Below are 16,923 nucleotides of genomic sequence, written 5' to 3' on the forward strand. Positions count from 1 at the left end.
ATTTATATGATTATTGTATTTGTTTTATGAGTGTTATTGGGAATATGACCTGATAACTTAAAATTTAATTCTGCAACTTGTAATCGCTTATAATCGTTGTTTTCTAAACTGTAATCCTTTGTAATAGGCGCATTATCAATATCAGGTGCTGATGCTGGAGCATCATATAATGCTCTATACAAAATATATTGATATACTAAGGTTACTTCATTATTCTTTTTTGCTCTGGGACCCAGATCCTTCCAGGCGGTATTTTCTATAAATTTTTGAGTAGCGATACAAAAAATATTCAAAGAGATATTTATCGAATTGGTATCTAACCAATCTACAGAACCATTGGGAGTATGTGTAACATTCCCTTTCGGGTCTTTTACTTCGTCATAAGTAGTCGAGGTTCTATATGCAACTACAAAACCTGTAACCGTAGGTTTCATAATCAGTTTATATTTATTCAGAATTAGTGCTGTTGATTCTGAAGGTACAAAAGTTACATTACCAATCACCGGAATAGTATCTGGATGCTGTATATCCAATGTAAATAAGGTTTCATATGTATAGCTAAAGTGACTCATTATTGTAGTGTTGCAGAGATCGTTGTGATTGCTGGTGATAATTGTTCATTTAAGAATTCCAATTCTGTGACTCTTCCTTTATATAGAACACTTGGAAATTGTTTTCCACCCAGAATTCCCCACATATTATTCATCTGTTCGAACGTGGGTGAAACCAGTTCTAAGGAGAGTTCTATATCGCTTTCATCCGAGGTAAAATTAAATGTCTTATGAGCTTGAAAATATTTTATAATTCTATGAACTGTCGCAATAGACATGTCATAAGATAATGTCGCAGAAAAAAGCAGAAAGTAGTTTAAGAATATTTTTGGAAAACGTTTGTCTACAGCAAAATTTCCATTATTTTGTTGTATTAATTTACTATTAGGAAAATTTCGTAATGTAGACTCTTCTTCAAGTTTTACTACAGTGATAAATACATTTGATCCGGTACTGCCAGAGAAACTATCAGTACCGTAATCTCCGATATTAGCAATGTCTGTTTTTACCGTTGAGGTAATGGAAGATAATGCATTAATATAAATATCAAGATCTGACCCAATATGATTTATAAAGTCTTTTAACATGATGAAAAATAATTTTAATTAAGCCGTGGTATTCTAATAGATTCTATTTAATTCGTGTGTTTTACAAAAAACCGTATTAGTAATAACTTTTATAAAGTGTATCAACATTCTTAGGGGAATAAATACTTTTGTAAAATTAACAGTAGCATAAGCTTATTAGTGTAGGCATTTGACGGTATTTTGTAAGTTGAAAAGCTTTAATTTAGAAAGTGAAATACCCCTAGATGGATCAGGGGCTTTTCCCCCTAGCAATTTTTTTTTATGACTATTTGTGTAAAATGATTAAAAAACTGTTAATCAGTATTTTGAGAGTAAGGCTTAACCGTAATAATTATAATGAAAAGGGTAGTCGTATTTGTATCGGGATTTGTTTTTTGAATATATTAGCAGTATAAACTTAAAATTTTCCTAATTATGGCGGCTAAAAAGCAGAAACCTAAAAAGTGTATTAGTAAAAAGGAAGCCAAAGAGCTTCATGATAATTGGTGTAATCAAAGGGAAGGACATTTGAAAAAAAGACTTGGTTTTGAAGATACCAGAGAGTTTTGGTGGAGTGTAGAAGAATTAGAAGAATATCTTGCATATGTAAAATCGGAATCTAATAAGCAAGGAATTGATCATCCGGGTATACGAATTTATATGGGTGCTTATTCTAAGGCAAAGTGTAAAATGAAAAGAGGATATTCTACTTTGTTTATGGTTCCTACAGGAGCTCCTGCCAAAAGTTTAGGTAAAGAAAATGCTGAACAACCTAATAATTATGATATTGACGCTTATAACAGAGGGGGAAGTGGTCGTCCTCCGCATATCTACTAGATGTTTTTTCAAATAGTTATTAATATTTTTGAAATAATCGCATTAGTCAGTGGGACAATGTATGTGATGAAATTCAAAGATGAAGTTTTGTCTAGATATTTCGTATATTTTTTATTATTCACAGTATTTGTAGAAATTGTTTTTGGTTGGATGCCGACTGCTATCTACTATTTAGATTCCTTAAAAGGTTTAGAACATTATTTTTTATTAAATAATAATAATTGGATTTATAATATCTATGATACTATAAGTTTTGTTTTCTTCCTTTTTCTATTTACTTCTTTATTTAATTCTAAAAAAGTAAGAAAGATAGGTTTTTTATTTACAATACTTTTTTTGATGTTTTCGATATTTAATTTAGTTACATCAAGTGAATTTTTTAATGCAATTGTATCTCTTAATTTCATTGTAGGTTCTTTATTATTGTTACTATATGTAATTTACTTTTTTTTTCAAATGCTTTTTGGAGATCAAATTCTGGACTTTTATAAAACATTACCTTTTTATATAGGAATTGGGGTAGTGATATATCATTTAAGTTCTACTCCAATTTTTATTTACTCTAAATATTTTAGTGAAACAAAAAGTCCTGATTTTACAAAGGTTTATGAGATTATAATTACTACAGCGAATATTTTTGTGTATACTTGTTATACTCTTGGTTTTATTCTATGCTCGAGAAAGAACAAATCTTATTAATAGTTTACTTTACCGTCATTATATTATTTTTTATAATCTTCGGAATTGTGTTCTTTATTGCTTTCCAAAAAAGGAAAAATAAATTACTCCTTAAAAGCTTTAAGGACCAGCAACGATTTGAAGACGCATTATTTAAGTCTAAAATAGAAATACAGGAGCAAACGCTTAAAAATGTAAGTTGGGAACTACACGATAATATTGGTCAACTTCTTTCTACTGCAGTGATGCAAATTAATATGTTAAACACTAATTTAGATCCAGAATTAGCAAATTCTATACAAGATGTAAGAAGCCTGGTTGGAGATAGTTTGCAAGAGATAAGAAATCTGTCTAAAACACTAAATAATGAAGTGATCCAAAATATTGGATTAAAAGAGTCAATACAGGTAGAATTAACAAGATTTGAAAAGCTTAATTTTTTAAAGACTAAATTCTCAGTTACTGGTGATAAAACAGACTTGCATCCTAAGGATGAAATTATTGTTTATCGTATCATCCAAGAGTTTTTCTCTAATACAATTAAGTATTCACAAGCTTCATCATTAGAAATTAAAATAGAGTATCAAATAAAAAATTTAATAATATCTATAAAGGATGATGGAATTGGGTTTTCTAAAAAAAATGCTAAAGCTGGTTCAGGGTTATTAAATATGGCAAGTAGATCTGATTTAATAAATGCAAAATTTGAATACGAAACAGCTCCAGGAGAAGGAGTTTCTCTTAGATTAACCTACCCATTTAAAAGTAATAATGAGGATATTAAAAATAACGAGTTAGGATGAAGAAAAAAACAGTAGTTATTGTTGATGATCACCTACTTTTTGCACAATCATTAGAAAGTTTGATCACCAAGTTAGATGGGTATGAAGTGTTGGCTATCCTTAAAAACGGAAAAGAACTTACACAGTACTATCTCCACAAAAGACGAAAACCTGATCTTATTTTATTAGATGTTAAAATGCCTGTTATGGATGGTGTTCAAACGATGACCTGGCTTAAGGAGCATCAAACGGAACAAAAAGTATTGGTGTTAACTATGGAGGATGATGAAGAAACTATTATTAAAATGTTACGCGCCGGTGCAAGAGGATACTTACTGAAAGATATCCATCCTGAGAATTTTGAGTTTGCTATGAAAATGGTTATTGAGCAAGGTTTTTATTATTCTAGTAAGATCCAAAGTGCTTTGCAATATTCTGACCAACCTGAGAAAGAAGTCACTAGAGATTTAGCAGAAAAACTTACAGAAAGAGAATGGACATTTCTAAAATATGCTTGTTCAGAACTTACCTATAAAGATATTGCGGGTGAGATGGAACTAAGTCCTAAAACTGTAGAGAATTACAGAGAATCGGTTTTTAAAAAATTACAAGTAAGAACCAGAGTGGGATTAGTTATTTACTGTATGAAAAATAATTTTTTTAAGCTATAAATCTTAGCAAATATCAATAGCATACTTTTCTCATTATTTTAAAAGATTTAATAATGCGCTGACCTGGCGTTTCAAGAGAACACTTTGTTTATTACCAAATAGTCTATCTTTCATTTATTTATGTTTCCTTGTGTCAAAAAATCAAATCAATTTATGCAAAATAGAAGTTTGTTAAGTTTACACAGAATGTATTTAGAACAATTAGAAAATTAAAATCAGTTGTAGGAATAATTGGTTTATTTTTAAAAGAAAAGAAAGAATAATAAAAAATTAACAAATAGTGATTGTAAAAAAAAACAGTTTAAGTATCTGTTAATCAAATATTAAACTTTGATTCATATACGTTGGATACTGTAAGGGTATTGAATAAAAATCAAGTGTTTAGTCTGTAGGAGATAGTTTTACATTATAGTTTAGTTGATTGAATATTGATTTTTCATCAAAACTGTTAAAATTTTAAATTATTAATAAGAAATCACATTCAGAAAGCGGAATGAGCATCAATAAATTTAGTAAACAAGTTACACAAGATGATACACAACCAGCTGCACAAGCGATGCTTCATGCGATTGGTTTAACAGAGGAGGATTTTAATAAACCATTAGTAGGTATAGCTAGTACAGGTTATGAAGGAAACCCTTGTAATATGCACCTCAATGACTTAGCCAAATTAGTAAAGGAAGGAACGAAAGAAGAAGATGTAGTAGGGCTTATTTTTAATACTATTGGTGTAAGCGATGGTATCTCTATGGGTACTCCTGGGATGCGTTTTTCATTACCTTCTAGAGATGTAATAGCGGATTCTATGGAAACAGTAGTTCAAGCTATGTCTTATGATGGTATGGTAACTGTTGTTGGATGTGATAAAAATATGCCAGGAGCTTTAATGGCAATGTTGCGGTTAAACCGACCTTCTATTTTAGTATATGGAGGAACTATAGCTTCAGGCAGTCACAATGGAAAAAAATTAGATGTAGTTTCAGCATTCGAGGCCTGGGGGCAGAAAGTAGCAGGTACTATAGATCAAAAAGAATATAAAAGTGTTATCCAGAAAGCTTGTCCAGGCGCAGGCGCTTGTGGAGGTATGTATACGGCTAATACGATGGCTTCTGCTATAGAAGCGTTAGGAATGTCATTACCATTTAATTCATCTAATCCCGCATTAGGAGAAGATAAGAAAGCAGAGAGTATTGCTGCAGGACGCGCAATGCGACTACTTTTAGAAAAAGATATTAAACCTCTTGATATCGTTACTAAGAAATCATTAGAGAATGCTATTAGATTAGTTACAGTTTTAGGAGGTTCTACGAATGCGGTATTACACTTTTTGGCAATCGCCAGAGCGGCCGATGTAGAGTTTACATTAGCAGATTTTCAACGAATAAGTGATGAAACTCCATTTCTAGCAGACTTAAAGCCTAGTGGGAAATACCTTATGGAAGATGTACATAAAGTAGGAGGGATCCCAGCGGTATTAAAATATCTGCTTAAAAAAGGACTACTTCACGGGGATTGTCTTACGGTTACCGGAAAAACGCTGGCAGAAAATTTATTAGAGGTTACTGATCTTTCAGAAGGCCAGGATGTAATAAAGTCTATCGAAAATCCAATAAAGCCTACAGGACATCTTCGGATTATGTTTGGAAACCTGTCAGAAGAAGGGTGTGTAGCAAAGATTACAGGAAAAGAAGGTTTACGTTTTCAAGGAAAAGCAAAGGTTTTTAACGGAGAATATGCTGCAAATGATGGAATAAGAGATGGTAAGGTTGAAAAAGGAGATGTAGTCGTCATTAGGTACGAAGGTCCAAAAGGAGGTCCCGGAATGCCGGAAATGTTGAAACCAACAGCTGCAATCATGGGAGCGGGCCTTGGTAATGATGTTGCATTGATAACCGATGGAAGATTTTCTGGAGGAACTCATGGATTTGTGGTAGGTCACATTACCCCAGAGGCACAGGAAGGTGGTTTAATAGGGTTAGTAGAAGATGGTGATGTTATTACCATCGACGCAGAAACCAATTCGATAACTGTAGCCATAGAGGAAGAAGAAATAAAAAGAAGAAAAGCTTCCTGGGTGAAACCTCCATTGAAGTTCACAAAAGGCGTTTTGTATAAATATGCCCACACAGTATCATCGGCATCAGAAGGATGCGTAACTGATGAGTTTTAACAAGAATGAATAAATCTGGAAACTGGTTTTTTTAACTAGTGTCTAGTTTCTAAAAATAAATCGCGTATGGAAACACAAACGCAAATAGAAAAAAAGAAAGCAGAAGTGACCAAAGGTAAAATGACAGGAGCCGAAGCGGTAATACATTGCCTTTTGGCAGAAGGTGTTGATTTAATTTACGGATACCCAGGTGGTGCAATTATGCCGGTATATGATGAATTATATAAGTTTCAGGATCAACTACAACATGTACTAACAAGACATGAACAAGGTGCTACACACGCAGCACAGGGATACGCAAGAACCAGCGGTAAAGTAGGCGTAGCAATAGCTACTTCTGGTCCAGGAGCAACAAATTTTGTGACAGGAATTGCAGATGCACAGATTGATTCTACTCCGATGGTATGCATCACAGGACAAGTAGGATCTCATTTATTGGGATCAGATGCTTTTCAGGAAACAGATATCATAGGGATATCAACGCCAATTACAAAATGGAATCATCAAGTTACTAAAGCCAAAGACATTCCTAAAGCATTAGCTAAAGCATTTTATATAGCAAGATCAGGGCGTCCGGGACCTGTATTGGTCGATATTACAAAAGATGCTCAGTTTGGAGAATTAGATTTTGAATATGAGAAATGTAAGGGAGTTCGTAGTTATAAACCTGTTCCTGAAACCGATGTCAAAACAGTAGAGCAAGCTGCAGAATTAATCAATAAGGCAAGAAAACCTATGATTGTTTTTGGTCAGGGAGTTATTCTTGGTCAAGCAGAAGAAGAACTTAAAAGTTTTATTGAAAAATCAAATATACCAGCAGCTTGGACAATTTTAGGGTTATCAGCATTACCTACAGCACATCCATTAAATGTTGGTATGGTAGGAATGCACGGTAATTATGGTCCTAATAAATTAACCAACGAATGTGATTTATTAATTGCCATAGGAATGCGTTTTGATGACCGTGTTACTGGTAACTTGGAAACATACGCGAAACAAGCTAAAGTAATTCATTTTGAAATTGATCCGGCAGAGGTTAATAAAAATGTAAAAGCTGATGTAGCGGTTATGGGTAATGTAAAGAAAACATTAGCTGATATATTACCATTAATAGTATCGGGATCACACGAAAACTGGGTTAAGCAATTTCGGGATTATGATGCAATTGAGTATGATAAAGTGATCAAAGAAGAATTACATCCTTCTAAAGAATCACTTTCTATGGGTGAGGTATTACGTGGAATTAATGAGGAGACAGGTGGAGATGCTGTTATTGTGTCTGATGTAGGACAACACCAAATGATTGCTTGTCGCTATGCAGAATTCACTAAAAGCAAAAGTAATGTCACTTCTGGTGGGTTAGGAACTATGGGATTTGCTTTGCCAGCAGCCATCGGAGCAAAAATGGGAGCTCCAGAAAGACAAGTGGTTGCAATTATTGGTGATGGTGGATATCAAATGACAATCCAAGAATTAGGAACAATTTTTCAGACCAAAGTACCGGTAAAAATTGTTGTATTAAATAATGATTTTCTAGGTATGGTACGTCAATGGCAACAACTGTTTTTTGATAAGCGATATGCATCTACAGAGATGATAAATCCTGATTTTGTTACAATTGCAAAAGGATATCATATCGAAGCAAAAAGAGTAACTAAAAGAGAGGATTTAAAAGAAGCTATAAAAGAAATGATTGCCTCAGAAGATGCTTACTTTTTAGAAGTATGTGTGGAGAAAGAAAATAACGTATTTCCAATGATTCCTACCGGAGCTTCAGTTTCTGACATTAGGTTAGAGTAAAGACAAGTGCTAAGTAGGATATCCTTCAAACCGTGTGCAAAAAAAGAAATCCTCGAGTTATTGAGGTCAAAAACACAATTTTAGAATTAAAATTTTAATTCATGAAAAAAGAATGTTACACTATATCAGTATATACTGAGAATAATATAGGTCTGCTGAATAGAATATCAGCTATCTTTTTAAAGCGTCATATCAATTTAGACAGTATGACCGCTTCTGTATCGGAGATCAAAGATGTATTTCGTTTTACGATTGTCGTAAAAATAACAGAAGAACAAGTAAAGAAATTGGTAGGTCAAATTGAAAAACAAATCGAAGTCATTAAAGCATTTTATCATACGAATGAACAAACAATTTATCAGGAAACTGCTCTGTTTAAGATAGATTCAAAACTTTTGTTTGAAGAAAGGCAAATCCAAAATGTAATCAAAGATAATAATGCGAATATTGTCACAGTAACACCAGAGTTTTTTGTTCTGGAAAAAACAGGAAGACGCGGTGAAGTTGAAGAACTATATAATGCACTTGAGCCATACGGACTTATGCAATTTGTACGTTCTGGGAGAATTGCTGTGACCAAAGATCAAATGCATATTTCTAAAATTTTAGAAAGCTTCGTTCCGGAGACGATCTAAAAAAAATGCTGAGATAATCCATTTAGAAATATAATTCCTGGAATATGATCAAGCACTCAAAAGAAAATAACTAAAAATTCAAATTAAATAGATTTCCGATCAGTCGGAAGTAACAACAAATTAAAAAGGAAATGGCCAATTATTTTAATACGCTATCATTAAGAGATAAGTTAACACAGTTAGGAAAATGTAGATTCATGGATTCGTCTGAATTTACTGATGGTATTGAAGCATTAAAAGGGAAGAAAATAGTAATTGTAGGATGTGGAGCTCAGGGATTGAATCAAGGACTGAACATGCGTGATTCTGGATTGGATATATCTTATACCCTTAGAGAAGGAGCTATTAAAGAGAAACGACAGTCTTTTAAGAATGCGTCAGACAATGGGTTTACCGTTGGAACTTATGAAGAATTGGTGCCTGGTGCGGATCTGGTAATTAATCTTACTCCGGATAAGCAACATACACAAGTAGTGAAAGCGGTGATGCCTTTAATGAAAAACGGAGCTACGCTTGCTTATTCTCATGGTTTTAATATTGTAGAAGAGGGAATGCAGATTCGTAAAGACCTTACAGTAATTATGGTAGCACCAAAGTGCCCAGGATCAGAAGTAAGAGAAGAGTATAAAAGAGGTTTTGGGGTACCAACTTTAATTGCAGTACATCCAGAAAATGATCCTCAAGGTCATGGTCTTGCACAAGCTAAAGCATATGCTGTAGGTACAGGAGGAGATAGAGCAGGAGTGCTGGAATCCTCTTTTGTAGCAGAAGTGAAATCAGATCTTATGGGGGAACAAACGATCCTTTGTGGTTTATTACAGACAGGTTCAATCCTTTGTTTTGATAAAATGATCGAAAAAGGGATTGATGAAGGGTATGCCTCTAAATTAATTCAATACGGATGGGAAACTATTACAGAAGGATTAAAATATGGAGGGATCACCAATATGATGGATAGATTATCCAATCCATCAAAAATTAAGGCATTTGAGCTTGCTGAAGAGTTAAAGGATATTATGCGTCCTTTATTCGAGAAGCATATGGATGATATTATAGGAGGGCACTTTTCTAAAACAATGATGGAGGATTGGGCTAACGATGATAAGAACCTCTTATTATGGAGAGCAGCTACAGGTGAAACTGCTTTTGAAAAAACACCTGCTGGAGCTATGGAAATTTCTGAGCAAGAGTTTTATGATCACGGTGTATTAATGGTAGCGATGGTAAGAGCAGGAGTAGAGCTTGCTTTTGAAGCTATGACCGCTTCTGGTATTATAGAAGAATCTGCGTATTATGAATCATTACATGAAACACCACTTATCGCAAATACGATTGCACGTAAGAAGTTATTTGAAATGAATAGAGTAATTTCTGATACAGCAGAGTATGGTTGTTATCTATTTGATCACGCTTGTAAACCTTTACTCGCTGATTTTATGAAAACAGTTAATACTAGTATTATTGGTGAAGCTTTTGATGCAGGAAAAGATAATGGTGTAGATAATGCAAAACTTATTGAGGTAAATGCTGCTTTAAGAAATCATCCAATAGAAAAAGTAGGTAGTAGGTTAAGAGCCTCTATGACCGCGATGAAGCCGATTGTATAGTCTGAAATAGAAAGAGTACGCTCTTTTTATCAATTTTTTTATACCACATATTCTTTTGGATCCAGAAACTCCTGAAAGAATATGTGGTATTTTTTTAGTAGGTTTAAAAACATATTGTTTAGAATTATAAGTGAATTATTATTTATCTGTTTATGAATGTGTGAAGTGCTATTTAGTTAACAAATTGTGTAATAAGGTATAGAGGATTTTTGATTCAGAAATTAGCAAATGCAAAGAAAATAAAACAATGTTCAATACTAATATTAAGGATATACCTGAAATGTATCCGGCAATAATAGCAAAGTCAAAAGAAATAGGGTTCACAATGCCTTCCGATTTGCTTGTTGGTAGTTTATTAAGAACTTTAGTTTCTTCAAAACCTAGAGCTAATATTCTGGAATTAGGTACAGGGATCGGTTTGTCTTTGTCTTGGATGATCGATGGGATGGATTCATTTTCTAAGCTTATAACCGTAGATAGTGATCCTGAATTGATTAAAATTGCTCATAGTTTTTTTGGAGAAGATTCCAGAGTTGATATTATCTGTAAAGATGGTACAACCTGGATACATGAGTATCAGGGAGTAATGTTTGATTTTATTTTTGCAGATGCTTGGCCTGGTAAATATAGTGAGATTGAAGAAATTTTAAACTTGGTAAAAACAGGAGGTTTTTATGTTATTGATGATATGAATATTCAACCTAATTGGCCAGAGAGACATCAACATCTTGTACATAGACTAATCGATTATCTGGAAGAAAGAAATGATTTTAGTGTAACCAAAATGGAATGGTCTACAGGATTAATTATTGCAGTAAAAACTAAATAATATATGAATACATCATCAACTATATATTTTCCTGAACTAGAAGATATAGAAAAGGCGGCATCTGTAATTAAAGAAGTGTCATTAGTTACTCCATTAATCCAAAGTATTCGGTATTCAAAGAAGTATGATGCAAATATTTTATTGAAAAGAGAAGATCTACAGCGAGTTCGATCCTATAAAATTCGGGGTGCATATAATAAGATTAATTCGTTGACCAAAGTAGAAATGGATAAAGGTGTTGTGTGTGCCAGTGCGGGCAATCATGCACAAGGAGTAGCTTTTGCTTGTCATCATCTTAGGATTCAAGGTACTATCTATATGCCTTCTGTAACTCCTAAGCAGAAAATAGAGCAGACACGTATGTTCGGTGGTGCTTATGTAACTATTGTTTTAGAAGGAGATACCTTTGATGATGCATCTAATGCAGCAAAAAAAATCTGTACCGAAGAAGGAAAAACCTATATACATCCTTTTGATGATCCTAAGACTATAGAGGGTCAGGGTACTATTGGGCTGGAGATATTTAATCAGACCGAAGTACCTATTGATTATGTATTTGTAGCTATAGGAGGTGGAGGATTAGCTTCGGGATTATGCGGAGCTTTGAAAGCTTTATCTCCAAGAACTAAAATTATCGGTGTAGAACCAAAAGGTGCACCATCTATGACTACTTCTATCAAGAATAATAAGAATACTCAAATTTTTAATATTGATAAGTTTATTGACGGTGCTGCGGTCCAAAAGGTAGGAGACTTGAATTTTGAGATTTGTAAATCATATCTTACAGATGTATTTACGGTGCCAGAAGGGCTTGTGTGTCAGACAATATTAGATTTATATAATAAAGACGCTATTGTTGTTGAGCCTGCAGGTGCAATAACGCTAGCAGCTTTAGAATTTTATAAAGATACAATAAAGAGTAAAAATGTTGTGTGTATTATAAGTGGAAGTAATAACGATATCACCCGAACTGCAGAAATTAAAGAAAGAGCATTGCTTTATGCAGATCTTAAGCATTATTTTATTGTTAGGTTCCCACAGCGAGCTGGTGCTTTAAAAGAATTTGTAGGAGAAATATTGGGACCTAATGATGATATCACCCATTTCGAATATTCTAAAAAATCCAGTAGAGAAAATGGTCCTGCCGTAGTAGGAATCGAACTAAAGGATAGAAAAGATTTAGCTCCTTTAATTAATAGAATGAAGGAGCGTAATTTTTATGGTGATTATTTAAATGATAAACCGGATTTATTTCAGTTTCTCGTTTGATACCTTTTACTGGTATTATACTATTGGTTTTCTATAATTGAAAAATCGGCAAAAAATAAAGTTTCATCTCTAAGATATTCAGCGCTTTTTAAACTACGGTATATTCCCCATTTTGGTCTGACAAATTCAGCACCTGCGTTCCATAATTGTATAGACTTATTTTTATATTTCAAAATAGATTTTCCTGTTTTGATATTAGTAATAACTATATCATAAGAGCCTTTGTTTTCTTCACCATACGTGACAGTTTCTATGACTTGTACCCAATTGCCTCGCAATAAGTCTAAGTCTACTTTTTTTAAAGTATTTTGATCTTTACCACCAGAATGTCTTAGCTCTAGTTTGTCAACACTTCCTTTTCTGGCAGTAAGCGTAATAATGGGTTTTGCTTTTTCTGTTTCTCCTACAGATTTTAGTTGGTGGAGGTGGGTGAAATTTTTAGATGGTTGGAAGTCTTTATCCAGTTTAAACTTCCATTTGTATACTACCGTTTCTTCTTGGGTTCCTTTTAAATTATCAGGAGAAGATCGATAACTTTTAATTTCATTACGTTGTCTGTCAAACATTTTACAGCGGTCATTATCCTCTTTTACGTGGATAACAAATTTAAAAACATTTTTCTCAAGCTCTGCATCATACACTTCTGTAATGTGAGACTCATTAAAATCAGAATGATTGTCACAATCCCCTCTTTTTATTCCAGGAGCCTCTATGGGTTTGTATCCTGGAGCTAGTGCAGAGGTAATTAACTCATAGGTGTCTCCGGGACCATCTGCCTCAAGAATTACTTGAGAATAAGAATTAGTCCAACATACTATCGAAATAAAAGCGATGATGTATTTATAAATCATTTTTAAGTATTTTGTTATAAAGTAATATCAATATATCATATTATTGTTTTAAAACTTTTACCACAGAATACATGTTTGTTGTTTTGTCTACTAAAGTGAAAAAATATATTCCATTGGATTGATCAGACAAATCAACTGTTTTAGTATCAGAAACAGATGTTTTCCGAATTGTTTTTCCGTTAATATCTGTTACAGTAACACTATAATTATTTATGTTTTTGATAAGCTTTAGGTCTACTTTTCCTGTAGTAGGATTTGGTGATGCATTAAATAAAGTTTCTTTTGATAAGTCACCAATTGACAATGTAGGGTTTTCTTCTATGGAAAAGTTAGCAAACAATACTTCTTCATCTCTAAGGTCAGAAGCACTGTTTAAGCTTCTGTAAATACCCCATTTTGGCCGGACAAAATCTGCGTCTGTTTTCCACATTCTATCATTTATCGTATGATTCATGATTTCTACACCAGTTGCTGTGTTAGTCATAACGATATTGTAAGTTCCGGTTTCTCCATATAAAACAGTTTCTTCTACAGATATCCAGTTTCCTTTTATTAAGGATAACTCAATACTAGTTTCTGTTGCTTGGCTAGCTTGCTGTGCATATCGTAATTCTAGTCTGCTATTACTATTTTCTCTTGCTGTTAGCGTGATAAGAGGCGTACCTTCTTCAGAACCTCCCACAGCTTTTAGTTGATGTAAATGTGTAAAGCTTCCAGAACCCTGAAATCCAGCATCTAATTTGAATTTCCATTTATATTGTACGGTTTCACCCTCTATACCTAATAGGTTATCAGGAGATTGATCATATGTTTTTATTTCATTGCGTTGTCGATCTGTAGTACTACATTTATCTCTGTCAATATCTTCATTTACATGGATAATAAATCTAAACACATTTATTCCTAAATCGGCATCAAAAACTTCATCTATATGGCGATTTCCATCTGTACCCACATATGTGGAATGATTATCACAGGTAGTACCAGTAACACCTGGTGCTTCTATGACATCACCACTAATAGGTGCTAATACAGCATTAATATCTTCATAAGTATTGAGACCCATTAGCATCAAGAGTTATTTGCGCATTGATATGTAATCCAAAAGAAAAAATGATGAGTAGTGAAGTATAGATAGATTTCATAGGTATATAAATTTATCATTAATTTAATTACAAACAAAAATAACAAAACCTCTTGTATATATTATACAAGAGGTTTTGTTAAACTATATTTTTGTTTTTACTTAGAAAACAACTGAGTGCTAATTGCACCAGGAGAAGATAATAATTCAACTCCTAATAAATAAGTTCCTCTTGCTAAAGCGCTAACATTAATACTTTTTGAATCAGAAGAAATCATAGACCTACCATTTAGATCATACACCGTTGCACTTTTAAGTGCTTCATCAGTCTGTATATTTAAAAAATCTTCAGATTGATACATTTTGAATTTGTTGTTATTTGCAGTGAAATCAGATACACCAAGAGCGTTAGCATCTGTTTGATTTACTAATGTAATGTAATCTACTTGAGTTTCTTGCTCTCCAGATTTCCAAAGGTAAGTAGCATCAAAAGCACCAGTTCCTCCAATACCCCTCATAAAAAGAACTATACTTTCATCTGAACCAGAATTAAAATCTAATGTAGCAATATTATAATCCTGGTTACCTGGATATGTATGTGTCACATTTGTAATATTATTTGCCGCATTTTCTACTTCTGCAATATCAACATAACCAAAAGTAGGAATAGGATCATCAGTTTCTGCTGGATAAGATGGAGTATAACCAGTAGTATATCCTGCAGCAGATAAAATTCTTATTTCAAGAGTTGTATCATCTCCAGACATTCCAGGATTATTACCTGTTGGATCTTGTAATCTATAGGCGTACGTTAATCTATAATCGGTATTAGGTAAAACGGCAATTTCTTGATAAGCTACATCAGCTTCTGAATTATCAAATTTTATTGCTTTATTTGGAGCAACAAGTCCTCCTGAGGATGATGTTTCTCCTTGATCCCCTAAGTCTTTGTTTATCCAACCAGCACAAGCACAGTCACTTCCTGAATTTTTAGGAATTTCAGCAAATTCATCATTTATTACTGTAGGCTCTTGAGCGAAGATTGCACAACTAGCCAACAAACTAACTGATAGTATTAATTTTTTCATAATTTTTGTTTGTTAATTTTTTGTTTAATGTTGATAAAAAGGGTGTCAAAAATTTGGTTAACCACTAATTGGTTTCTCAAATATATTATAAATTATTTTATTTCACTATGTTTTTTGTTAAAAAACTTACTTTTTATCGAATAAGTTGTCAATTTATCGATGATCTTATTGTTTTAGATACGGTTTGTTTTTTAGGTATATGTGGGAAAACCGTAAATTGATAGCCTTTGAATATGATCAACCCAGGTTAAAGTTATATTAAATTAATTTTTATACACAATATTAACGTATAATTCTACCGCTTGTATTGCCTTCTATAATATTAAGCACTTCTTTTTCGCTAAGGAGGTTAGCATCTCCTTCTATAGTATGTTTAATAGCACAAGATGCATTTGCAAATTCTAAAGCTTTTAAATCCGAATAATGTAAAAGTCCATGAATTAGTCCGGCTGCATAGGCATCACCGGTTCCAATTCTGTCTACAATATGAGTGATTTCAAGCTCTTTGGTTTCGAGAAATTCTGTACCAGTCCACATACGGGAAATGATTTTATGCCAGTTAGCATTTAGTGAAACCCTTGTTTTATCTGCAACTTTTTTAATATTAGGATACTCTGCTAATAGTAATTTACTTGCTGCAATAAAGTCTTCATTAGTGTATTCAAAATGGGTGCCCAATAATTCATTAATCTCATTAGGACCTCCAATAAAAATATCAGAATACATAATTAATTCTTTAAGAATATCTTTAGCATTTTTACCATAATTCCATAAATCTTTTCTATAAGCAGGGTCAGCAGATATCGTGATCCCCTTTTTATGGGCTACCTGTAATCCTTCTTTTAAGGTTAGATACGCATTATGGGTTAGGGCAGGGGTAATACCAGTCCAATGGAACCATTGACAGTCATGCAATGCTTCGTCCCAATCTACCATATGTGGTTCAATATGGCAAAATGCAGAATGTGCCCTGTTATAAGAAATAGTGCTGGAACGCATAACCGCACCTACTTCTAGAAAGTATAATCCTAATGGGTGATGTAACTCTATAATAGAGGTAGTATCTACTTCTAACTGTTTTAAATAACTCTTTACAGCACTACCAATAAAATCGTCTGAAACTACTGTTATATATTGAGTCTGATTACCAAATTGAGATAATGATATGGCTACATTAGCTTCTGTTCCACCAAAGTAGTATTCCAGTTGGTTGGATTGCTTTAGTTTTTTATTACCTAAGGGAGTAATACGCATTAAGATTTCTCCAAAAGTTACTACTTTACTCATTTTTATATGCTTTAGTAAAAATTACAATCTTTTGATAAAAATTAGTTGAGTTTTATAATAATCCGAAGATAAGCGTTTTTAGATCAAAATAATTTGTTTTTTAAGTAAGATATCCCAGAATTATGGGATCATTTTTTTTTAATGTTATAGCTAACAGATTTATAAAAAAGAATAACTTGTATTAACTTTTTTGTATTTAATATGATGCATTTAAAATA

General features: G+C 33.0%; 16 protein-coding genes. 9 read left to right on the plus strand and 7 right to left on the minus strand.

What is annotated here, in order from left to right; translation table 11 throughout:
- Nucleotides 1-2 precede the first annotated feature (2 nt).
- Both ABD816_RS13710 and ABD816_RS13715 read right to left on the minus strand, forming a co-directional pair.
- Nucleotides 3-572 carry a hypothetical protein gene (locus tag ABD816_RS13710; RefSeq protein WP_344928278.1) on the minus strand — a complete coding sequence of 190 codons (570 nt, stop codon included), beginning with the start codon at nt 570-572 and terminating at the stop codon, nt 3-5.
- Nucleotides 572-1,138: a Pvc16 family protein gene (locus ABD816_RS13715; RefSeq protein ID WP_344928281.1), complete on the minus strand. Its 567-nt coding sequence runs from the start codon at nt 1,136-1,138 to the stop codon at nt 572-574. Before ABD816_RS13715 ends, ABD816_RS13710 begins: the two co-directional genes overlap by 1 nt.
- 414 nt (nt 1,139-1,552) lie before the next feature.
- Between ABD816_RS13715 and ABD816_RS13720 the strand changes: the two genes are divergently transcribed.
- Nucleotides 1,553-1,954 (plus strand): hypothetical protein, encoded by a 402-nt coding sequence (locus ABD816_RS13720; RefSeq protein WP_344928284.1) that lies wholly within the window; start codon nt 1,553-1,555, stop codon nt 1,952-1,954.
- A gap of 236 nt (nt 1,955-2,190) precedes the next feature.
- On the opposite strand, the gene ABD816_RS13725 is transcribed toward ABD816_RS13720, so the two are convergent.
- Complete coding sequence (locus ABD816_RS13725) at nt 2,191-2,361, minus strand: hypothetical protein (protein WP_344928286.1); 171 nt, start codon at nt 2,359-2,361, stop codon at nt 2,191-2,193.
- Between the two features lie 264 nt (nt 2,362-2,625).
- Between ABD816_RS13725 and ABD816_RS13730 the strand changes: the two genes are divergently transcribed.
- The 8 genes from ABD816_RS13730 to ilvA all read left to right on the plus strand — a co-directional run bounded on the left by ABD816_RS13730 (nt 2,626) and on the right by ilvA (nt 12,395).
- The gene (locus ABD816_RS13730; RefSeq protein WP_344928288.1) at nt 2,626-3,435 is read left to right on the plus strand and encodes a sensor histidine kinase; all 810 of its coding nucleotides are present in this window, start codon (nt 2,626-2,628) and stop codon (nt 3,433-3,435) included.
- Entirely contained in the window at nt 3,432-4,085 is a 654-nt protein-coding gene (locus tag ABD816_RS13735; RefSeq protein ID WP_344928290.1) for a response regulator, read from the plus strand. Before ABD816_RS13730 ends, ABD816_RS13735 begins: the two co-directional genes overlap by 4 nt.
- 493 nt (nt 4,086-4,578) lie before the next feature.
- On the plus strand, nt 4,579-6,255 hold the full coding sequence (ilvD, locus tag ABD816_RS13740; RefSeq protein WP_344928292.1) for a dihydroxy-acid dehydratase: 1,677 nt from the start codon (nt 4,579-4,581) through the stop codon (nt 6,253-6,255).
- A gap of 66 nt (nt 6,256-6,321) precedes the next feature.
- Entirely contained in the window at nt 6,322-8,055 is a 1,734-nt protein-coding gene (gene ilvB / locus ABD816_RS13745; protein WP_344928294.1) for a biosynthetic-type acetolactate synthase large subunit, read from the plus strand.
- 101 nt (nt 8,056-8,156) lie between these two features.
- The gene (gene ilvN / locus ABD816_RS13750; RefSeq protein WP_344928296.1) at nt 8,157-8,690 is read left to right on the plus strand and encodes an acetolactate synthase small subunit; all 534 of its coding nucleotides are present in this window, start codon (nt 8,157-8,159) and stop codon (nt 8,688-8,690) included.
- A 131-nt stretch (nt 8,691-8,821) separates the two neighbouring features.
- Nucleotides 8,822-10,297 (plus strand): ketol-acid reductoisomerase, encoded by a 1,476-nt coding sequence (gene ilvC, locus ABD816_RS13755; RefSeq protein ID WP_344928298.1) that lies wholly within the window; start codon nt 8,822-8,824, stop codon nt 10,295-10,297.
- Nucleotides 10,298-10,544: 247 nt separating this feature from the next.
- Entirely contained in the window at nt 10,545-11,126 is a 582-nt protein-coding gene (locus ABD816_RS13760) for an O-methyltransferase (RefSeq protein WP_344928300.1), read from the plus strand.
- Between the two features lie 3 nt (nt 11,127-11,129).
- Nucleotides 11,130-12,395 (plus strand): threonine ammonia-lyase IlvA, encoded by a 1,266-nt coding sequence (gene ilvA / locus ABD816_RS13765; protein ID WP_344928303.1) that lies wholly within the window; start codon nt 11,130-11,132, stop codon nt 12,393-12,395.
- A 20-nt stretch (nt 12,396-12,415) separates the two neighbouring features.
- On the opposite strand, the gene ABD816_RS13770 is transcribed toward ilvA, so the two are convergent.
- The 4 genes from ABD816_RS13770 to ABD816_RS13785 all read right to left on the minus strand — a co-directional run bounded on the left by ABD816_RS13770 (nt 12,416) and on the right by ABD816_RS13785 (nt 16,705).
- Complete coding sequence (locus tag ABD816_RS13770; RefSeq protein WP_344928306.1) at nt 12,416-13,246, minus strand: heparin lyase I family protein; 831 nt, start codon at nt 13,244-13,246, stop codon at nt 12,416-12,418.
- A 40-nt stretch (nt 13,247-13,286) separates the two neighbouring features.
- Complete coding sequence (locus ABD816_RS13775; protein ID WP_344928309.1) at nt 13,287-14,312, minus strand: T9SS type A sorting domain-containing protein; 1,026 nt, start codon at nt 14,310-14,312, stop codon at nt 13,287-13,289.
- Between the two features lie 176 nt (nt 14,313-14,488).
- Nucleotides 14,489-15,418, minus strand: coding sequence for a hypothetical protein (locus ABD816_RS13780; RefSeq protein ID WP_344928312.1), 930 nt, complete (start codon nt 15,416-15,418; stop codon nt 14,489-14,491).
- 282 nt (nt 15,419-15,700) lie between these two features.
- The gene (locus ABD816_RS13785) at nt 15,701-16,705 is read right to left on the minus strand and encodes a sugar kinase (RefSeq protein ID WP_344928314.1); all 1,005 of its coding nucleotides are present in this window, start codon (nt 16,703-16,705) and stop codon (nt 15,701-15,703) included.
- Nucleotides 16,706-16,923 lie beyond the last annotated feature (218 nt).

The sequence above is a fragment of the Aquimarina addita genome, from assembly GCF_039539305.1.
GTDB lineage: Bacteria > Bacteroidota > Bacteroidia > Flavobacteriales > Flavobacteriaceae > Aquimarina > Aquimarina addita.

Excerpts from the sequence above, each read along its gene's own strand:
- ABD816_RS13730 (WP_344928288.1), top strand. The coding sequence starts at position 2,626 with ATGCTCGAGAAAGAACAAATCTTATTAATAGTTTACTTTACCGTCATT.
- ABD816_RS13710 (WP_344928278.1), bottom strand. The coding sequence starts at position 572 with ATGAGTCACTTTAGCTATACATATGAAACCTTATTTACATTGGATATA.
- ABD816_RS13715 (WP_344928281.1), bottom strand. The coding sequence starts at position 1,138 with ATGTTAAAAGACTTTATAAATCATATTGGGTCAGATCTTGATATTTAT.
- ilvA (WP_344928303.1), top strand. The coding sequence starts at position 11,130 with ATGAATACATCATCAACTATATATTTTCCTGAACTAGAAGATATAGAA.
- ABD816_RS13725 (WP_344928286.1), bottom strand. The coding sequence starts at position 2,361 with ATGAAATTAAGAGATACAATTGCATTAAAAAATTCACTTGATGTAACT.
- ABD816_RS13760 (WP_344928300.1), top strand. The coding sequence starts at position 10,545 with ATGTTCAATACTAATATTAAGGATATACCTGAAATGTATCCGGCAATA.
- ABD816_RS13770 (WP_344928306.1), bottom strand. The coding sequence starts at position 13,246 with ATGATTTATAAATACATCATCGCTTTTATTTCGATAGTATGTTGGACT.
- ilvC (WP_344928298.1), top strand. The coding sequence starts at position 8,822 with ATGGCCAATTATTTTAATACGCTATCATTAAGAGATAAGTTAACACAG.
- ilvD (WP_344928292.1), top strand. The coding sequence starts at position 4,579 with ATGAGCATCAATAAATTTAGTAAACAAGTTACACAAGATGATACACAA.
- ilvN (WP_344928296.1), top strand. The coding sequence starts at position 8,157 with ATGAAAAAAGAATGTTACACTATATCAGTATATACTGAGAATAATATA.
- ABD816_RS13775 (WP_344928309.1), bottom strand. The coding sequence starts at position 14,312 with ATGGGTCTCAATACTTATGAAGATATTAATGCTGTATTAGCACCTATT.
- ABD816_RS13780 (WP_344928312.1), bottom strand. The coding sequence starts at position 15,418 with ATGAAAAAATTAATACTATCAGTTAGTTTGTTGGCTAGTTGTGCAATC.
- ilvB (WP_344928294.1), top strand. The coding sequence starts at position 6,322 with ATGGAAACACAAACGCAAATAGAAAAAAAGAAAGCAGAAGTGACCAAA.
- ABD816_RS13735 (WP_344928290.1), top strand. The coding sequence starts at position 3,432 with ATGAAGAAAAAAACAGTAGTTATTGTTGATGATCACCTACTTTTTGCA.
- ABD816_RS13720 (WP_344928284.1), top strand. The coding sequence starts at position 1,553 with ATGGCGGCTAAAAAGCAGAAACCTAAAAAGTGTATTAGTAAAAAGGAA.
- ABD816_RS13785 (WP_344928314.1), bottom strand. The coding sequence starts at position 16,705 with ATGAGTAAAGTAGTAACTTTTGGAGAAATCTTAATGCGTATTACTCCC.